At 50.0% G+C, this 18,251-nt stretch carries 17 protein-coding genes; 5 read left to right on the top strand and 12 right to left on the bottom strand.

All coding sequences use genetic code 11. The features are described from left to right. Nucleotides 1-4: 4 nt before the first annotated feature. The 9 genes from agaE to rrtA form a co-directional block, all read right to left on the bottom strand. Nucleotides 5-889, bottom strand: a complete 885-nt coding sequence (gene agaE / locus FCU94_RS08785; RefSeq protein WP_176288160.1) for a PTS N-acetylgalactosamine transporter subunit IID — start codon at nt 887-889, stop codon at nt 5-7. Beyond that, on the bottom strand, nt 879-1,655 hold the full coding sequence (gene agaW / locus FCU94_RS08780; protein WP_176288159.1) for a PTS N-acetylgalactosamine transporter subunit IIC: 777 nt from the start codon (nt 1,653-1,655) through the stop codon (nt 879-881). Before agaW ends, agaE begins: the two co-directional genes overlap by 11 nt. Before the next feature lie 18 nt (nt 1,656-1,673). Next, nucleotides 1,674-2,147, bottom strand: a complete 474-nt coding sequence (gene agaV / locus FCU94_RS08775) for a PTS N-acetylgalactosamine transporter subunit IIB (protein WP_176288158.1) — start codon at nt 2,145-2,147, stop codon at nt 1,674-1,676. 12 nt (nt 2,148-2,159) lie between these two features. Next, nucleotides 2,160-3,323 carry an SIS domain-containing protein gene (locus tag FCU94_RS08770; protein WP_176288157.1) on the bottom strand — a complete coding sequence of 388 codons (1,164 nt, stop codon included), beginning with the start codon at nt 3,321-3,323 and terminating at the stop codon, nt 2,160-2,162. Then, nucleotides 3,320-4,630: a D-tagatose-bisphosphate aldolase, class II, non-catalytic subunit gene (locus FCU94_RS08765; protein WP_176288156.1), complete on the bottom strand. Its 1,311-nt coding sequence runs from the start codon at nt 4,628-4,630 to the stop codon at nt 3,320-3,322. Before FCU94_RS08765 ends, FCU94_RS08770 begins: the two co-directional genes overlap by 4 nt. Nucleotides 4,631-4,638: 8 nt before the next feature. Next, a complete protein-coding gene (agaR, locus tag FCU94_RS08760) occupies nt 4,639-5,415 on the bottom strand; it encodes a transcriptional repressor AgaR (protein WP_176288155.1) in 777 nt (258 codons plus the stop codon). A gap of 391 nt (nt 5,416-5,806) precedes the next feature. Continuing rightward, a complete protein-coding gene (gene agaR / locus FCU94_RS08755; protein ID WP_176288154.1) occupies nt 5,807-6,574 on the bottom strand; it encodes a transcriptional repressor AgaR in 768 nt (255 codons plus the stop codon). Nucleotides 6,575-6,736: 162 nt separating this feature from the next. Continuing rightward, a complete protein-coding gene (locus FCU94_RS08750; RefSeq protein ID WP_176288153.1) occupies nt 6,737-8,167 on the bottom strand; it encodes a DEAD/DEAH box helicase in 1,431 nt (476 codons plus the stop codon). A 99-nt stretch (nt 8,168-8,266) separates the two neighbouring features. Continuing rightward, entirely contained in the window at nt 8,267-8,833 is a 567-nt protein-coding gene (gene rrtA, locus FCU94_RS08745) for a rhombosortase (protein WP_176288152.1), read from the bottom strand. 3 nt (nt 8,834-8,836) lie between these two features. Between rrtA and FCU94_RS08740 the strand changes: the two genes are divergently transcribed. Beyond that, nucleotides 8,837-9,442, top strand: a complete 606-nt coding sequence (locus FCU94_RS08740) for a tRNA-uridine aminocarboxypropyltransferase (RefSeq protein WP_176288151.1) — start codon at nt 8,837-8,839, stop codon at nt 9,440-9,442. A gap of 144 nt (nt 9,443-9,586) precedes the next feature. Beyond that, a complete protein-coding gene (locus tag FCU94_RS08735; protein ID WP_176288150.1) occupies nt 9,587-10,963 on the top strand; it encodes an HD-GYP domain-containing protein in 1,377 nt (458 codons plus the stop codon). On the opposite strand, the gene FCU94_RS08730 is transcribed toward FCU94_RS08735, so the two are convergent. From FCU94_RS08730 to FCU94_RS08720, 3 genes are all read right to left on the bottom strand, one after another. Beyond that, the gene (locus FCU94_RS08730; protein WP_176288149.1) at nt 10,960-12,276 is read right to left on the bottom strand and encodes an anti-phage deoxyguanosine triphosphatase; all 1,317 of its coding nucleotides are present in this window, start codon (nt 12,274-12,276) and stop codon (nt 10,960-10,962) included. The two genes, FCU94_RS08735 and FCU94_RS08730, sit on opposite strands and share 4 nt — an antisense overlap. A gap of 42 nt (nt 12,277-12,318) precedes the next feature. Further along, on the bottom strand, nt 12,319-12,918 hold the full coding sequence (gene yfbR, locus FCU94_RS08725) for a 5'-deoxynucleotidase (protein WP_176288148.1): 600 nt from the start codon (nt 12,916-12,918) through the stop codon (nt 12,319-12,321). 77 nt (nt 12,919-12,995) lie between these two features. Beyond that, nucleotides 12,996-14,210: a pyridoxal phosphate-dependent aminotransferase gene (locus tag FCU94_RS08720; RefSeq protein WP_176288147.1), complete on the bottom strand. Its 1,215-nt coding sequence runs from the start codon at nt 14,208-14,210 to the stop codon at nt 12,996-12,998. Nucleotides 14,211-14,429: 219 nt separating this feature from the next. On the opposite strand from FCU94_RS08720, the gene FCU94_RS08715 reads away from it, so the two are divergent. The 3 genes from FCU94_RS08715 to menH are packed head-to-tail and all read left to right on the top strand — an operon-like array spanning nt 14,430 to nt 18,239. Further along, the gene (locus FCU94_RS08715; RefSeq protein ID WP_176288146.1) at nt 14,430-15,737 is read left to right on the top strand and encodes an isochorismate synthase; all 1,308 of its coding nucleotides are present in this window, start codon (nt 14,430-14,432) and stop codon (nt 15,735-15,737) included. Between the two features lie 8 nt (nt 15,738-15,745). Then, nucleotides 15,746-17,461: a 2-succinyl-5-enolpyruvyl-6-hydroxy-3-cyclohexene-1-carboxylic-acid synthase gene (gene menD / locus FCU94_RS08710; protein WP_176288362.1), complete on the top strand. Its 1,716-nt coding sequence runs from the start codon at nt 15,746-15,748 to the stop codon at nt 17,459-17,461. Then, on the top strand, nt 17,451-18,239 hold the full coding sequence (gene menH, locus FCU94_RS08705) for a 2-succinyl-6-hydroxy-2,4-cyclohexadiene-1-carboxylate synthase (RefSeq protein WP_176288145.1): 789 nt from the start codon (nt 17,451-17,453) through the stop codon (nt 18,237-18,239). The genes menD and menH overlap by 11 nt, the downstream gene beginning before the upstream one ends. Nucleotides 18,240-18,251 lie beyond the last annotated feature (12 nt).

Here is an 18,251-nt window from a genome sequence, read left to right as displayed (position 1 = left end):
AAGGTTATAGGAAGCCCATAAAGCGACCAGCCACACCAAGAATGACCGTGATACCGATAAGCTTGAGTGGGCTCCAGCCGCGTTTCACCAAGGCGTACATCGTAAGGGTGTAAACCAGAGGTAAAAACGCTGGCATCAACTTGTCGATAACATCGCCCTGTAGTTTCACCACGGCGTCGCCTGCGGTGATTTCAGCGGTTGTAGATAGGCGTACGTAAGTGGCAACCAATGCGCCAATCACCGTCATACCGACCATCGAAGCCGCGTGTCCGACTTTCTTGGTGTTGGCCTTGATGACCGGAATCGCCGCCACCCCCATTCGGTAGGCGTAGTGCGCAAGACCAAAGCGCAGACCAAAGTGCACCGCGTTAAACAGCACGAAGAAGAACACCGCGCCCATAATGGAGCCTTGCAGAGCTAAGTCAGCGCCGATGCCCCCACAGATTGGCAGTAGCGTGAGCCAAAACATGGCGTCACCGATACCGCCCATGGGCGCACCTACGGCAATCTTGGTGCTTTGGATACTGTTGATGTTTTGCTTTGAGCGCTCCATCGCCAGTACGATGCCCATAACGAATGTCACCAAGAACGGGTGAGTGTTGAAGAAACCCATATGGCCTTGCATCGCTTTGGACAGATCTGCCTTGTTGGTATGGATTTTCTTCAGTGCTGGGATCAGGCCGTACAGCCAACCGGAGGCCTGCATACGTTCGTAGTTGAAAGACGCTTGCAATAAGAGTGAACGCCATGCCATTCGGTTGATGTCGGCTTTGGTTAACTCTGCGCCAATCTCTTTGTTCTCGTATTCGTCAGAAGACACCCCGGGTGCAGGTTGCACATCAGCGTTTTGTCCACGTAGGTCGAGTTCATTACTTACATTAGATACCATCTTCAAAGTCCTCTGCTGATGCTGTTACTGGGGTGGGTTCTGATTTGCGCATAAAGTCGATAATCGCCATCGCAGTCGCTGCGGCAGCAATCGCGAGGATGGGTAGCTGGATCCACGCTGCGGCGACAAAGCCAAGGATGAAATAAGGGATGTATGCGTTCTTCATCATGATTTTCATTAGTACGGCAAAACCAATCGCTGGCATGATGCCACCGGCGACGCCTAAGCCGTCGATGAGGTCTTTGGGTAAGACTTCAACGATTTTTCCAGCGTGCTCAGCACCAAGATAGACAGGTAAAAAGGCGCACAAGAAGTAGAACGTCCCGAGTACGGCAAGAGCCGTGTAGTTGACACGTTCAATGCCGTCGGTGTCGGCGGCTTGTGCATATTCATCACACTTAGACATCACGGCGGACATTGCCGAGAAGAGTAGGGTGATACCCATTTGAACCGCGACCGCGAATGGCACCGCGACACCAACCGCGACATTGGGCTCGACTTGCGTGGTAATCGCAAACGCCGTTCCGACTATGGTACCTATGATGACATTGGGCGGCTGCGCTCCTGCGAGAGGGGCGAGGCCCATCCAGATCAGCTCTAGAGTACCGCCGACCAAAATACCAGTTTGCAAGTCGCCTAAAATAAGACCGACAAGTGGACCGAGTACTACGGGACGGTGGAAGTGGGTGAGACCGTTAAATAAATCTAGGCCGGCGAAGAAGGCTAAAATGCCGAGCATCAAGGCCTGAAATAGTCCTATTTCCATGATTGGTGTCCTTAATATTTAGATAAGAGTAAAGAGGTCTGTTGCGCTTTCAGTGGGCACGCCCTGGATCGTGCAAGCCACACCTCGCGCTTTTAATTGTGCAAACTCCGCCAGGTCGTCAGAATCCACTGACACCGTTTTGGCGATCTGTTTTTTACCTTCCACGTAGTGCATGTTACCTACGTTGATATTGCTAATTGGTACGCCCCCTTCCACCAATTGGCGGAAGTCTTTTGGCGTGCGGCATACCAATAGAATACGTTGACGGTCAGCGGCTTTATGAATGGTGTCTATGGTTTTCTGTACGCTCCAAAATCGGATCGCGATACCGTCGGCGAGCACCATTTCCATCAAGTGCTGTTGAATGGAATCTTCCGCCACTTCGTCGTTGACGACGACGATGATATTTGCGTTGGCAAAACCTACCCATTGCACACCGACTTGTCCGTGCACAAGGCGCTCATCAATGCGACTTAAAACAATATTTGGCATGGTTTATTCCTTTTAAAATGAGTAATTGAATGGGTAGATGGTGACACCTTGCACCACACGGTTAACTTCACCTGTCGGGCACGGGTTATCCGGCCCTAGTCCCAATTGGAGTGACTTTTCAAATGCCAACATTTGGCAGAACAGAATGAATGGGAAACAGAGCCATGGGTCACCTAAACCAAGTTGGCCGAGCTCGAATACATCGTCTTCACTCATGGCAATTTCGCTGATCGCGATGTGCGCGAGCGTTTGGTTGTCACGACGGATCTCATGAAACAGATCCAAATCGTACTGACGGGTGTAGCGGTCACTGGAAAGCAGTTGAATCACGAGGGCCTGTTCGTTGATGGAAAACTTTGGCCCATGGCGAAAACCCAAAGAAGAGTCGAAAGTGGTCATTACTTTGCCCGCGCTCAGCTCCAATGATTTCAGAGAGGCTTCACGGGCGAGTCCGGCAAAACCGCCGCTGCCTAGAACCACCAAACGTTGGTAAGGCAGAGACGCAAGGGATTTGATGCTCGCTTGCCACTGTTCAATTTTGGCTTCACATAATGTGGCGGTGGCGCTGATTTGGCGTTGCCACTGCTGCGGTGTTCCACCACCCAGCAGCGTCAACGTTGACATCAACATACAGCTAAAGCTTGAGGTCATAGCGAAGCTTTTATCGTTTGAGCCTTCTGGCATCAGCAGGCAGCGAGCATTGTTGGCGTTTTCTGCATGACGAGAGAGCTCACCCTCGCCGTTACAGGTCAAAAAGAGGTGGTAGCACTCTTCAACTAATTGATCGGCCAGCGCGACAGCGGCAACACTCTCTGGGCTGTTACCCGAACGAGCATAGGAGACCAAAAGCGTTGGGCGGCTCGGGTCTAAATATTGCTCGGGGTTTGAGACCAAATCGGTGGTCGGAATCGACTCTACTTGAAAACGTAATCCTGCTTGGATAAAGGGCGCTGCGGCGTCTCCGACAAAGGCAGACGTTCCGGCGCCAGTTAGGATGATGCGCAGATCTTGGCGCGCGAGTATTGGGTCAATAAAGGCGCTCAATTGGTCATAGCCCTGTTCAAGTAGGGTTGCGAGCGCACGCCATAGATGCGGCTGGTGGCTGATTTCTCGCGCGGTGTGGATACCGTTGCACTGCTCTAACCAAGAGCACTCATAGCCTAAAAAAGCAGTCATTGAATTGTCTCCTTTTGCGCCACTGCGTTGGAATAACAGGCTTTGGAGTACACCTCGGTGACTTCCATGATCTTGTGCATCACAATTTCAGCGGGCAGATTTTGAATTTTATGTTGAGAGATAGCCTTAGCTTGATTTGGCAAATATTGGCTAAGGAGAGTCACGGGCAACGGCTTAGCAAGCAGGTTGTCAAACAGGGCTTGCTGAGCCGCTTTCACTTCTGGGTGCGTCCAGTAGTAGCGAATGCGGTCACTCAAGCTGTAGCTGCAATCTAAAAACTGTTGGTGTCCTTTGCTCGAATAGTGTGAGCGCCAGTAGTTAGGTTGCTCATGCATAACCTGTTCGATGGTGTCGCGCAGGTGAGAGGCGTGATGCGTCCCAAGCCACTCTTTTTCTGCTCGGTCTAAGCCGTAAAGGGCTTCACGCAAGGCAAAGGTTAAAGCCGGACCAACTTTTAATATTGCAAAGTGGTCACGCACCAGCTGGTGATAAGCGGGTGGGTTTTGGTAATCGGTAGAGTGCGCTTCAAACACCATGTTTGGCTGGTGTTCAACAAGTTGGCTTAACGCCTGAGCTTTGGCACTGTCGTAGTGGTGGACGTGATGGTGGTCAAACTCGACGCCGGGTTGAACGACCAAGCCGATCACGCGTGACCATACGTTAGCGATTCCGATATCGCTCAAAGCCTGGTGATGGGCGTTTAAGGTTGCCAGGGCTTGTTCGGGTTTGGTGACTTCGATGCCTTCGTCTGCAAGTGATTCCAGCGCACCGCCAGGGGTAGGCACTTCGGTACCGATGACGTAAACAGGCGCTTCTCCACCTGTTTGTTGCCAAGCACTTTCGGCCACTAGGCAAAGCTGCGCTGCGCGTTCTGCCATAATGGTTTCACTCAATGGCAGTTGGTCATCGGCGCAAGGCATAGAGCAGTCAAGATGGATTTTCTTAAAGCCGGCGCAGACATAGTCGTGAATCATCTGGGCGGAATATTCCATCGCTTGTGTCACGCTAAGATGTTGCCAGCAGTTTGGACCTAAGTGGTCACCGCCTAACACTATGTTGTCGACTGGAAAGTTGAGGCTGCTCGCGAGCTGGAAAACAGAGTAAGCAAAGTCTTGCGGCGTCATGCCGGTGTAGCCGCCAAATTGGTTGACCTGATTAGATGTCGCTTCAATCAACACCAACTGGTTGTCATTGGCTGCTTGTTTGATCGCCGCTTCAAGCACGAGTGGGTGCGCAGAGCAAACGGAATAAATTCCCTTGGTATGTCCTTGTTTGTGTTGTTCGATAAGCGAAAGTAACGACTTCATGGCAAATCCTAGTTAATGGTTTGGTCAGCAAGAATGACTTCAACACCCATATCAAGCAGAGCCTGATGGGTGGCGTGGGGAATATTGCTATCGGTCACCAGAACGTCGATCTGGCTCGCTGGGCGGATCATGCAAAAGCTTTTGCGACCGAACTTGCTGGAGTCGGTCACTGCAATGACTTGTCTCGCGACATCGCACATGGCGCGGTTGATCTGTGCTTCATGGTTGTCTGGTGTGGTGATGCCTGATAGCAGGTCAAATCCATCGACGCCAAGGAACAACTTGTCGAATAAATAGGAGCGGATTTGCTGTTCGCCGTGGTGGCCAATCAGAGAACAAGACGCCCGACGTAAACTGCCACCGACCACGTGCAAGTCGATGTTCTCAATGCTGCTGAGTTGATAAGCGGTATTAAGTGCGTTGGTCATGACCACCAACTGCTGTTTTTCGGTGAGGTACTGAGGCATGAGGCCAATAGTGGTTCCTGAGTCTAAGATGATTGCCTCACCATCTTTCACCAAGGCGGCCGCCGCTTGAGCAATGCGCTGTTTCGCGCTTCGATTGAGTTGGTCTTTGCGGTACAAAGGCTGGTCGAAAGCAAAATTTGGATTAAGTGTTGCCCCGCCGTAACAGCGGAATACGCACCCTTCTTTCTCAAGTAAGTTGAGGTCATGGCGGATAGTGACAGCAGATACTTTGTACTGACTGGCAAACTCATCGACCTTGCCAGCGCCATGAGCACGAATGTGCGCCATCATGTGTTGTCTTCGTTCTGCACTTGTCATCACCAACTCCTCTTTCGCTACATTTCGGTTGTTGGATGAAATGTTTCGATTTCTTTTGATTGGTATTAAAGCAGGTGGCAGAAAAGGAAATTAAACGCGAGATCACATTCGCTTTTCTTTCGGTTTTAGCCATGAAAACCTTTCGTTTGGATGAAAGTGAAAGTCAATTCTTTCACTCTAAAACTGAAACGTCGTGCCGAAATGTGCATAAATAAAAGGATGGTTAACTTTTACAGTGAAAGTGGTCAGCAAATAGGAGAAAAAGTGGGGGTTTCGAAATGCAAACTGCGTGACTTCACAGTTTTTATATTTGGGTAAATAACTGGAGGTCTGAATGGGTTGTCAGGAAAGATATTTTCGAGTTGATAGATGAGGAAGTTGTCACTCCACACTATTCAACGATATGCACTTCTACGCCCAGTGCAGAGAGTTCTTCCACGTAGTCTTGAGGAATCCCGCTATCGGTGATCAGAGTGTTGAGTTGGTCTGGACGAGCGATTAGGCAAAAGCTTTGGCGATCAAACTTAGATGAATCGGTAATCGCAATGATGTTTTGTGCGGCTTCGACCATTTGGCGGTTGATGTCCGATTCACCTTGGTGCGGCGTGGTAACGCCAGCCAATTTGTCGAAGCCATCGACGCCCAAAAACAATTTGTTGAAACGGAAACCAGAGAGGAATGCTTCACCACTGGCACCGTGCAATGAGTAGGAATTTTTCCTCATTAGGCCGCCCGTGACCATGACTTCGATATTGGCTTGATTGGCGAGGTGGTAGGCAATGTTGATGCCATTGGTCATTACGGTAAGGTTACTTTTGTCTTTCAGATAGTAGGCAATTTGCTCTGTGGTGGAGCCGGAATCAAGGATGATCTTGTCGCCGTCTTGGATCAAAGACGCCGCGTATTGACCTAACTTGGCCTTGATATCGCTGTTGAGTTGCTTTTTGTCGTTGAGGGGTTTTTCGAACGCGAATTGAGAGTTAAGCAGCGCGCCACCATAGCAGCGAGTCACACAACCTTGGCGCTCTAACTGATTAAGATCACTGCGAATGGTGACTTCTGATACGCCATATTGCTCAGCAAAATAGGACACCTCACCTTTTTGGTGGGTCTGGATATAGTGCAGGATTTCGTTTCTGCGTTGAGCGGTTGAGAGCATGACGTTAGGTAATTAAGAATTCATGATGGCCACTTTAACCAAACGCGATTCGAAGTTAAATTTATTTAATTGAGACTTGGGCAAACGCTCAAATTAGTTTGTTAAATACAATCAACCCCACGCGTTGGTGGGGTTGGGAATCGCTATAAGCCGTTATTGAAGTTAAGCTTTTGGTTGAGTGTTGCTCGGCTTGCGGTTAGCAGGGCGACGACGTTTTTGGCCGTTGTTTGTCGCTGAGCTTTTCGTTTTACTGCTGCCCGCGTTACTGTCTGCGCGTTTGCCTTTATTCGCATTGTCGCTGCTGGCTTTGTTGTGACCAAAGTGACGCTTGTTTTTTCCCGCGGGTTTATGGCCGCGGGCATTGTCTCCAGAGCGTTGTCCATCGTGATGGCTCGCCTTTGGTTTTTTAGGCTTCTTAGGCTTGATTGGTCGAGTATTGAGTTTTGACTCGGGTAACTCGTTGACGGGCTTAAAGCCTTCTAGTTCAAAGCGAGGCAGCACTTGTTGAATCAAGCGTTCGATACCGAACAAATCATTAGCTTCGTCGGCTTCAACCAGAGAGATGGCTTTGCCAACTTCGCCCGCACGTCCAGTACGGCCAATACGGTGAACGTAGTCTTCAGACACATTGGGCAGTTCAAAGTTAACCACTTGTGGCAGCTGAGGAATGTCGATACCACGCGCCGCGATATCGGTCGCAACCAATACGCGCACTTCACCAGATTTAAACTCGGCTAGCGCACGAGTTCGCGCGCCTTGGCTCTTATTGCCGTGAATTGGCGCAGCGGTAATGCCTTCTTTGTTAAGGAATAAAGCCAGACGGTTCGCACCGTGCTTAGTACGACAAAAAACGAGAACCTGTTTCCAATCGCCATCTTGGATCAGTTTGACTAGCATCGGGGCTTTTTTGCGCTTATCCGCCGGATAAATGCTTTGTTCAATGGTCACCGCCGTCGAGTTTTCTGGGCTGACCGACACCTCAACCGGATCGTTCACTAGGCCTTTGGCCAACTGGCGAATATCGGGAGAGAAGGTCGCTGAGAACAGTAAGTTCTGACGTTTCTTCGGCAATACGTCGAGAATCTTACGAATGTCACGAATGAATCCCATATCGAGCATGCGGTCGGCTTCATCGAGGACTAGCACTTCCAGTTGGTCGAACTTAACCGCGTTTTGCTGGTAGAGGTCGAGCAAGCGACCCGGGGTGGCCACCAATACATCGCAGCCTTTACGTAGCTTTTGCATCTGAGGGTTAATCTTAACGCCGCCGAACACGACAAGAGAAGTTAACCGCTGATGACGACTGTACTTAAACACATTTTCTTGAACTTGAGCCGCCAACTCACGTGTGGGGGTCAAAACAAGTGCACGAACATGGTTACCACGAACGCGTTGACCGTTATCCAATCGCTCGAGAATAGGCAGGGTAAATCCAGCGGTTTTACCTGTACCTGTCTGCGCTGCCGCCATGACATCTCTGCCAGCTAACACGGCTGGTATCGCTTGCTCCTGAATAGGAGAGGGAGTGTCATAGCCTTGTTCTTCAATGGCTTTAAGAATTGGAGCAGAAAGGCCTAAAGAGGTAAAACCCATAGTATGTTCTCAAATGGTCAGTCGGATACATCGTGTCCAAATCACTCGAACACGAAAAGGGCGCCATTCTGCGCCCTTTAACGAGGAACATCAACTGAATTATACGCCTGGTTGGGAAACGGGCCGTTTTCTTTGCCACCAGTGCCAGACAAAGGCGAGTACTAGCCCGCTTAGAGCGCCGTAGAGATGCGATTCTACGGCGACCGATGCATTAATCAGCTCGCTGGTGGAGGGCGATGCGCCCATGGTGAGCTCCCAGACGACCTTGGCGAGTACCCCCACAACGAGGAACACACTGCTTTTTCGCCCCTGTAAGGTTTCTTGTAAGGCAAAGAAAGCGAATAACCCGTGCAGGGTGCCAGACAAGCCAACGTAACTCGTCATACTTGAGAGGAAGTTGAGCGAGCCAACGGCCAAACTAATCAGGAGTAGCAGAATCAGCAACGATTTTTCATTGGGTTTAAAGATAAAGCTTATCACCCACAACCCTGCAAGATTCATCGCCAAATGGGGAAAGTTGGTGTGGGTGACATTTCCTGTTAGGATTCGCCACCACTGGCCGTCAACAATGAGCTGACGATGCCAGTTAAATTGTGACGCCAGTGGTTCGAACTGGAGCCCAATACAAACTAAGCTGATAGCGATCAATAAAGCAAATAAACGCACATTATGTCCCGATACTGTTCTCAATGTGGAAAATCACGCAAAGCGTGTATCTGTAAGTGGATTCAAAGCCTAACATCGAATGTGGAGTTGGTCATCCTTCAACATCACAGCGAAACTCATCGCCCAATGGGGACCGCCCGTATTCTGGCCTTATCGCTGGCAAACAGTTGTTGCTTGGTTGGCGAAGACTTTAGTGAGCATCAGCCACTCAATGATATGCTCAGCGATGAAAACTACTGCCATTTTATTCTCTATCCAGGAGACGATGCTCTGGAGCATCATCAGGTGGTTAACGCCAGTCAGGGTAAGAAAATCCGTATAATCTTGCTCGATGGGACTTGGAAGAAGGCGTACAAAATGTGGCAGTTGTCGACCAACTTACACGCTTTGCCTTTGGTTCGATTGCCTAGCGATTTGCAAGGCAACTATCGAATTCGCAAGGCTCCGAGTGATAATAGCTTGTCTACCGTAGAGGCGGGTTACCACATTTTATCCTTGCTAGAGCCTTGGCACGATTTCTCGCCACTGCTGACTGCGTTTAATCAGATGATCGAGTTTCAGATCAAACAAATGCCACCAGGTGTTTTTGAAAACAACTATCGAGGCTAAACTTAACACGTTGACGCGATTAGCCAACATGCCTTGTTGCTGACGACGCTTGATTTGGCTAGCATGACAACAGCGACAAACGTCTGATCGGTTCAAGAGGTGGCATGGAGCGTCACCTTATCTCTTTGCTTGCTAAGGAGTCCTATGCAGCCTCATATTGATCAAACCATCCCACTCTCAGAGTTGATGCTCTCCTTGACCACTGCGCTCGACATGACCGAAGGCCAGCCGCCAGAGCACTGTATCCGTTGCTGCTGGATCGGGATGAACATCGGCCAGCATATCGGCCTGAGCAAAACGTCACTTTATGATCTGTTTTTTACTTTATTGCTCAAAGATGCGGGTTGTAGCAGTAATGCTGCGCGTATTTGCGAACTGTACATGACCGACGATAGAGCCTTTAAGCGCAACTATAAAACGGTGGGAACTAGCCTTTCGAGTGCGATTAACTTTGTGGTGAAAAACACTGGGATAGGGCAGAGCTGGGTAACGCGTATTTCGGCCACTATCGACATTTTGAAAAATGGCACAGACTACGCGCAAGAACTGATTGAGACCCGTTGTACCCGCGGCGCCGAGGTTGCCCGTGAGCTGAGATTTAGTGAAGCGGTGGCAAAGGGCGTGCATAGTTTAGATGAACATTGGGACGGCACGGGTCGGCCAGAACAACTGCAACAGCAGCAGATCCCGCTATTTTCGCGCATCGCGCTGCTGTCACAAGTCGTGGATGTGTTTCAGTTTGAGCACAATCTTTCTACGGCAGTGAGTGAGGTACAGGCCCGCAGCGGTACTTGGTTTGACCCAGAGTTGGTGGAAGCCTTTCAAGCTATTGCTAAGCAGCCAAGCTTTGTTGAAGGGTTAGCAGCACCTGACGTCGCGCAGCGAGTGATGGGCCTCGCTCCAGCGCAAGCGGGCGTAATGGTTGATGAAGAGTACCTCGACTGCATCGTGAGTGCGTTTGGTAAAATTGTTGACTCGAAAAGCCCTTATACCGCCGGGCACAGCGAGCGGGTTGCGGTATATACCGACCTCATAGCGCAAGAACTTGGCATTGAGCACCACGAGAGGCAATGGTTAAAGCGTGCGGCGTTACTGCACGATTTAGGTAAGCTTGGCGTCAGTAACACCATTTTGGACAAACCGGGTAAGCTAGATGACGATGAATGGGAAGCGGTCAAATCTCACGCGGCGTTAACTGAGCAGATCCTCAACCACCTAAGACCGTTCAAAGAGATGGCTTGGATGGCCGGAGCGCACCATGAAAAGCTTGACGGTACCGGTTACCCCAAACAGCTATCCGCGGATGAGATCCCTCTCTCAACACGAATCATCACCACCGCCGATATTTTCGATGCGATTACCGCAGAGCGCCCCTATCGCGGCGCAGTGCCGGTTCCGAAAACGCTAAAAATCATGGAAGAGAACTTACATACCGCGATTGATGAGCGCTGCTTTGACGCGCTGAAAAAAGCCATTACTAAGCTGCCCAGCCACTATTTTGCTGAGCACGCGGAGAGTTAATGGGATGAAAACAGCTGTTGGTGAAGGCGCTGAGCGTGACCGTCGGTCATCGAGGAAATATAATCCGCGATCACGCGATACCCTGAGCTCTCACAGTCGCGATCAAGCCACTTCTGTCGGACGTTAATAGGCAGCAGCCTTTCTGGGTCGGCACTGAGCGCTTCAAAGATATCCATAATGATCTGTTGGCCTTTGTACTCCACTACTTGTACGTGGGGCACTTGAATGACATAGTCGCTGACAAAGTGCTTTAAAATATCTAGTGCCTTTGCCATGCTCGGCTCTAAGACCGCATTGAACGCGAGCAGCTCACAGTCGAATGGCGCATCGAGCGGCTTGATCGAAATGCTGGTTAACAAGGCGTTGACCATACCGCCAATCGCGTCTTTACGCTGATAATGGGTGCCAGCGAACAGCATGTCACTGATGGAATCAATATGCTGTTCAAACCAAGCGTCACCACAGTCAGCCAGTAGACTTGCCGCGCCCTCAATCCACTGGTGCTTATTGACCATACCGAGCACTAATGCATCTTCTAAATCATGAACGCCGTAGGCAATGTCATCAGCCAACTCCATAATCGAACAATCAATCGACTTGTAGCGGGTTTTGCTGTGCTGGTGGTCGCTTAACGTTTCCTCACGCATTTGGCTAAACAGCGCTTTATCCGAGGCCGACAAAGGCGCTAGCACCCAATCGAACAGTGCTTCATCACAATCATATAAGCCTTTAGCGGGTGCCCAATCGCGCGCGCGCAATTGACGTTGATGGGAGACGCTGTCTGGGATGACGGCGGCCCGAGTTTGGCTAAGTAGGGCGGGATACTTGATCAAACCCAGTAGAGTGCGCCGTGCTAGGTTCATACCGAATTGCTCGGTGTAGGGCTCAAGTTTGGTGACAATACGAAAGGTTTGCGCGTTACCTTCAAAGCCACCGTGTTCACGCATCATATAGTTGAGCGCCACTTCACCGCCGTGACCATAGGGTGGGTGACCAATATCATGGGCGAGGCACAAAGAGTCGATTAGGCTATCACTAGGTAGTAACGCTTTAAATTCTGGCTGCTTCTTTTTGATTTGCGCGACAATGCCTGTCCCCAATTGAGCCGCTTCGAGCGAATGCGTTAAGCGAGTACGGTGGAAGTCGTCAAAGCTGTTGCCATGCACTTGGGTTTTTGCTTGTAAACGGCGAAAGGCTGCGGAGTGCAGAATACGCGCTCGGTCACGTTGATAGGGGCTGCGGTGATCATCGCGACGAATCTTATGTTCATCATCGTGGCGTTGATGCCATAAATCACTGATTTCAAATGTCATAGGTAACATCCTATAGATATTGGGACCGGACAAAATAGCGTATTAGCTGATCTCATCGAGTGAGAGCTCAAAACTGGGGGCAAAGGTGTTTAGGAAGTAATCCATCTCTTCGGTTCGGCGCTCATTAAGTGTCACGTCGAGGCGCTTTTTCGCTAGGGCGTATTCGTGATTGCCTGCACTGAGTTCTTCTAAACATTTAAGATATGCACAAATGGTGTCGGCTTGCTTAACGATAGCAGAGTCTTCAGGGTGTGCGGATTGCGACACCAAGTAGGGCGCAAAGTCGTCGCGAAACTCTTCAGGCAACATCGACAGCAGCTTTTGCTCGGCCGCTGCTTCAATTTTTTTATACTCTTTGGCGATATCTGGATTGTAGTACTTAACTGGGGTCGGCAAGTCACCAGTCAAGACTTCGCTGGTGTCGTGGTACATGCCTAATATCGCTATACGTTCAGGGTTTAGGTTACCGGCGAACTTCTTGTTTTTGATCACGGCCAGCGCGTGCGCAACAAAGGCAACTTGCAGGCTATGTTCGGAAATGTTTTCTGTTGAAATGGAACGCATTAAAGGCCAACGCTGGATGAGTTTCATGCGAGCAAGGTGAGCGAAAAAGTGGCTTTCCTTTGGGTTGGTGTTGGGCATGCTGAGACTCCTTAGCGTGAAAACAAAAGGGTACTCGATGAGTACCCTTTAAGCATATGAAAAATAGTGTCTAATTACTACTGACTGTAAGTCGATAAGAAACGTTCAAAGCGGCCAATTGCCATTTCAAGATCTTCAACATGTGGCAGGGTCACGATACGGAAGTGATCCGGTTTGGGCCAGTTAAAGCCGCTGCCCTGAACCAGTAGCACCTTCTCTTGAATCAAGAAGTCGAGCACCATTTTTTGGTCATCTTTGATGTTGTACATCTTGGTGTCAATCTTAGGGAACAAGTACATTGCCCCTTTAGGTTTAACACAAGAGACCCCTGGAATTTGGTTGATCAACTCAAACGCGCGGTCGCGTTGTTCAAGTAAGCGCCCGCCGGGTAGGATCAACTCGTTAATACTCTGGTAGCCACCCAGCGCCGTTTGAATCGCATGCTGCATCGGGACATTGGCACAAAGGCGCATCGATGACAGCATGTCGAGACCGTTAATATAGCCTTGGGCTTGATGCTTTGGCCCGGTAAGGAACATCCAACCACCACGGAAGCCACAAACTCGATAAGCCTTTGATAGACCATTGAAAGTGACCACCAATACATCTTCGGTTAACGTCGCGACTGAGGTATGTGTTGCGCCATCGTAAAGGACTTTGTCGTAGATCTCGTCGGCAAAAATAATCAGCTTGTGCTGACGAGCAATTTCGATCACTTCGAGCAGGAAGTCGCGACTGTACACCGCGCCCGTTGGGTTGTTGGGGTTGATCAGCACAATACCGCGCGTTTTGGGGGTGATTTTACTCTTAATATCGTCGAGGTCAGGATACCAGTCCGCTTGCTCATCACACAGGTAGTGAACGGCCTTACCGCCTGAGAGTGCCACCGAGGCGGTCCACAGCGGGTAGTCGGGTGCGGGCACTAACATTTCGTCGCCGTTGTTGAGCAGCGCTTGCATGGCCATCACGATCAGTTCAGAGGCACCATTGCCAACATAAACGTCTTCGACATCTAACGAGCGGATACCTTTACGCTGATAGTGTTGCACCACGGCTTTGCGCGCCGAGTAAATACCTTTGGAGTCGCAGTAACCCTGTGAAGTCGGTAGGTTACGAATAACATCGACCAGAATTTCGTCAGGGGCGTCGAAACCAAATGGGGCGGGGTTGCCGATATTCAGCTTCAGTATTTTATGCCCCTCTTCCTCCATGCGCTTAGCATGTTTAAGTACAGGCCCCCTAATGTCGTAGCAGACATTGTCGAGTTTTGACGACATCCCGATATTTTGCATTGAATAAAACCTAAATTTATTTACATTTCTTTATTAAAGTAACTTAAAAACCCCTTCTTTAGAATAAAAATCTGAATGAATGCGCATAAATCCATCGTTGTAGCACGCCCTTTATCACAGGAATTGCTAAAACATTGCTTACATCCTTGATTTGAGTAAGGTCTATAAATAGAGTAGCGAGGTAAAATTATTAATACTTCCAATGCACACGAGGCTGATTTGTCTTATTTTCATCAAGCCGTTTCTCAACTGATTGAACGCGTGAAGCAAGCGCAACAAGGCGCGAACCGCTTAGTGCAGAAAGTTGAGGAAAAACCTGACTTTGCATTTATCGATTGGCTCGATGCGCAGCCGTTGTTCCCGAAATTTTACTGGCAGTCTCGTGATACTCGTGAAGAGGTAGTGGCATTGGGGCAAGTCCACACTTTTGTTGACCCGGCTCCTGCCTATACCATTTTGGCGGACGATCAACGCGTCTGGGGTGGCCGCTCATTTGACGGTCAAACCGACAAAAATCGTCGTTGCATGTCTTCTTTTTTCTTTCTTCCGCAAATTGAGTTAATCCGTTTTGACCAGAGTTGGTCGCTGGCCGTCAATCTTAGCAGCGACAAACAACGCACTTTGGCGTCTTTATACAAGCTGCAGACCGAGATCACACCGCTTAGGCCGATTACTTCGCACATTGAGTCGATTGAGCACCTTCCCGAAAAAGAGCAATGGTCGCAGCTGGTAGACAAAGTTTTAAATGGGATTGAGCAGCAACAGTTTAAAAAAGTGGTCTTGGCACGCAAAACGACGTTGAACCTAGACAAACCGTTATGCGCCGCGCAGTTACTCAAATCCAGTTACTTGCAAAACCACCACAGTTTTCACTTCCTACTCGCGCTCGATAAGCAGCACTGTTTTATCGGCTCAACGCCTGAAAGGCTTTATGCACGCCAAGGGCAAGAGCTACACACTGAAGCGTTAGCGGGCACCATAGGGCGTGGACGAAGCGCTAGCCAAGATATGGAACTGGCGAGCTGGTTAGCCAATGACAGTAAAAACCTCAATGAGAACCAATATGTGGTCGACGATATCATCGAGCGCTTGTCTCCCCATTCACAAAGTGTGACAGTGGAACAAGAGGCGAGGTTGGTCCGGTTACGTAAAGTTCAGCACCTTAAGCGCAGCATTCATGCCCATCTGCACAAGGGCACCAATGGCGTACAACTATTGGCGGCGTTGCAACCCACAGCCGCTGTTGCGGGTCTACCTCGGCGAGAATCGATGGCCTTTATTCAACAGCACGAGCCCTTTGCTCGAGGATGGTACGCGGGCTCTATGGGCTTTATCAGTCATCAGCGCGCTGAGTTTTGTGTGGCAATACGCAGTGCTTTGGTATTGAACAACCAAGTGCAACTGTTTGCCGGCGCAGGAATCGTGCCCGGCTCGATAGCCCAACACGAATGGCAAGAGCTAGATAAGAAGATGTCGACTTTGTTGTCGTTAATTTCTGACCACCCGCCGCTTGGAGTCGCTTCATAATGCGCGAGATGAACATGGATCAAGCGGTCATCAACCGTATCTGGTGTTGCACCCTATTTGAAGAACTCAGCCGATTAGGTGTCGAGGATGTATGCATCGCACCCGGATCGCGCTCGACCCCGCTGACACTCGAAGCGGATGAGAACAGCAAGCTGACTTTACATACTCATTTTGATGAGCGTGGCCTAGGTTTTTTAGCCTTAGGCCTTGCGAAAGCGAGTGCCAGACCTGTGGCGATTGTAGTGACATCCGGTACGGCCGTGGCCAATGTATTGCCCGCCATAGCCGAGGCCAAGCTCACTGGCGAGAAGTTGGTGGTTCTCACTGCTGATCGACCTGCAGAACTGGTCGATTGTGGCGCCAATCAGGCCATTGTTCAGTCGGGGATTTACTCGTCACATGTGAGTGCGGTGTTGGATCTACCGAGCCCTAGCATTACAACGCCCCTAAAGTGGCTACTCACTTCACTCGATCAGGTAATGCACATTCAGCAACAGCAGGGCGGCGCAATTCATATCAACTGCCCATTCCCAGAGCCACTTTATAGCGATCAGCCAAAGACGCTCTATCAAGATTATATTCAAAGTGTTGACCATTGGTGGCGGGGGCAGCAGCCTTATTGTTTGCAGCGGAAATCATGTGAGTTTAGCTCGCTGAACATCGCGGAAATTGCGCACAAAAAAGGCGTGATTGTGCTCGGAAACGTGAGTAAACACCAGGCAAGCAAGGCTGTGCAGTTAGCACAAAAACTCGGTTGGCCACTGCTGGCTGACCCACAGTCGGGCGTCAGCTCAGAATGGAAACACTATGACTTATGGCTGCAGAATGAGGCCCAAAGTGCGCTGCTCAATCAATGCCAGTTAGTCCTCCAGTTTGGCTCGCGTTTAATTTCGAAACGGCTCAACCACTGGCTCGCGACGCAAGTTGAAATCCGCGGCGCTGAGTATCACTATGTGGCCCCGAACGTATCACGTAATAATCCCAGTCACTTGCGGCAAATTCACCACCTCTGCAGTGTGGAAGGGTTTGTCGAACCACTACTTATGGCGGAACGGCCTTTGGGCAGCGATACATTTGGCTGGGCGAATGATTTGATTGAGTTGTCACATCAGGTTGGCTCGCTCGCCGCATCGCACCTAAATCGAAATGCGCCGTTGGATGAGGTGTCGCTGGCATTAACGGTCGATTGCTTGCCGGAAAATACGCAGATATTTTTTGGCAACAGTCTGTTTGTCCGTTTAGTGGATATGTTTTCAGCGCTAGACGCACGCGAGGTGTTTACCAACCGCGGTGCGTCCGGTATCGATGGTTTGATAGCGACCGCCGCTGGGGTTGTGCGGGCAACCAAGGCGCCAACGGCAGTCTTTATCGGCGATACTTCCCTGCTGTACGACCTTAACTCTCTCGCGCTATTTACCCACCAGTCTGTGCCAGTCGTCGTTGTGGTGACCAACAATGACGGCGGCGCGATCTTCGATTTATTACCCGTGCCAGACGCGCAAAAACAGGCGTTATATCAGATGCCGCATGGTTTTGATTTTGCATCGGCAGCCAAGCAGTTCAAGCTCGCCTATGTACGCGCTCAAACCTTATCGCACTATCAGCAACAAGTCAGTGAGCACTTAGCATCTGGACAGGGGTGTCTGTTGGTCGAGTTACAAACCCCACCGGATCAGGCGGTGAGTCAACTAAAAGAATTTGTGCGACACGTGCATGCTTTATAGTCAAGCCAGTGCCAATCTAGACACGACAAACCAAGCCGTTGTGGTTTATTTACACGGTTTACTCGGCAGCAGTAAAGATTGGCACTCAGTACGACAAGCATTGGCCCATCTTCCTAGTATCAGTATCGACCTTCCGGGTCATGGCATGAGCGCGCTTACCTCTTGTTGCAATTTTCGCGATTGTTGCAATCAAATTTCTGACACACTTCTTACCCACATCGAGCCACATCGGCCTATAGTTCTGCTTGGCTACTCACTGGGTGCACGTATAGCTATGTATGGCGTCGCGAGACAAGCGTTCTCGCAACTGAATATTCAGTTGCTACTGGCCGAAGGCGGGAATGTTGGCTTGTCTCGACCAGAAGAGCGGCAAGCGAGGTGGCAAAGCGATCGCGGCTGGGCAGAGAGGTTGCGGGGCGAGCCGATTGAGCAAGTGTTAGCCGATTGGTATCAGCAACCGGTGTTTAGTTCGCTAAACCATGAGCAAAGACAAAACCTCATCACCCAGCGCAGTGCTAACCTTGGCCCCGCTGTGGCGAACATGCTTGAGGCCACGTCACTCGCTAAGCAAGATTATTTATTGGATGCGCTAAAAAGCGCTTCGATTACCACTCATTATATTTGTGGCGAAAAAGACAGTAAGTTTAGTCAGTTGGCTGAACGCAGCGGTTTGTCTTATAGCCGAGTGGCAGGCGCTGGACACAATGCTCATGTAGAGCAGCCATACGCGTTTGCAAACATTATCACCACTCAGTTGCGCCAGCATGGTCTCAATTGAGTCAAAGAGTAA

The sequence above is a fragment of the Vibrio sp. JPW-9-11-11 genome (assembly GCF_013369335.1).
GTDB lineage: Bacteria > Pseudomonadota > Gammaproteobacteria > Enterobacterales > Vibrionaceae > Vibrio.
This window is presented reverse-complemented; position numbering and strand designations above follow the sequence as displayed.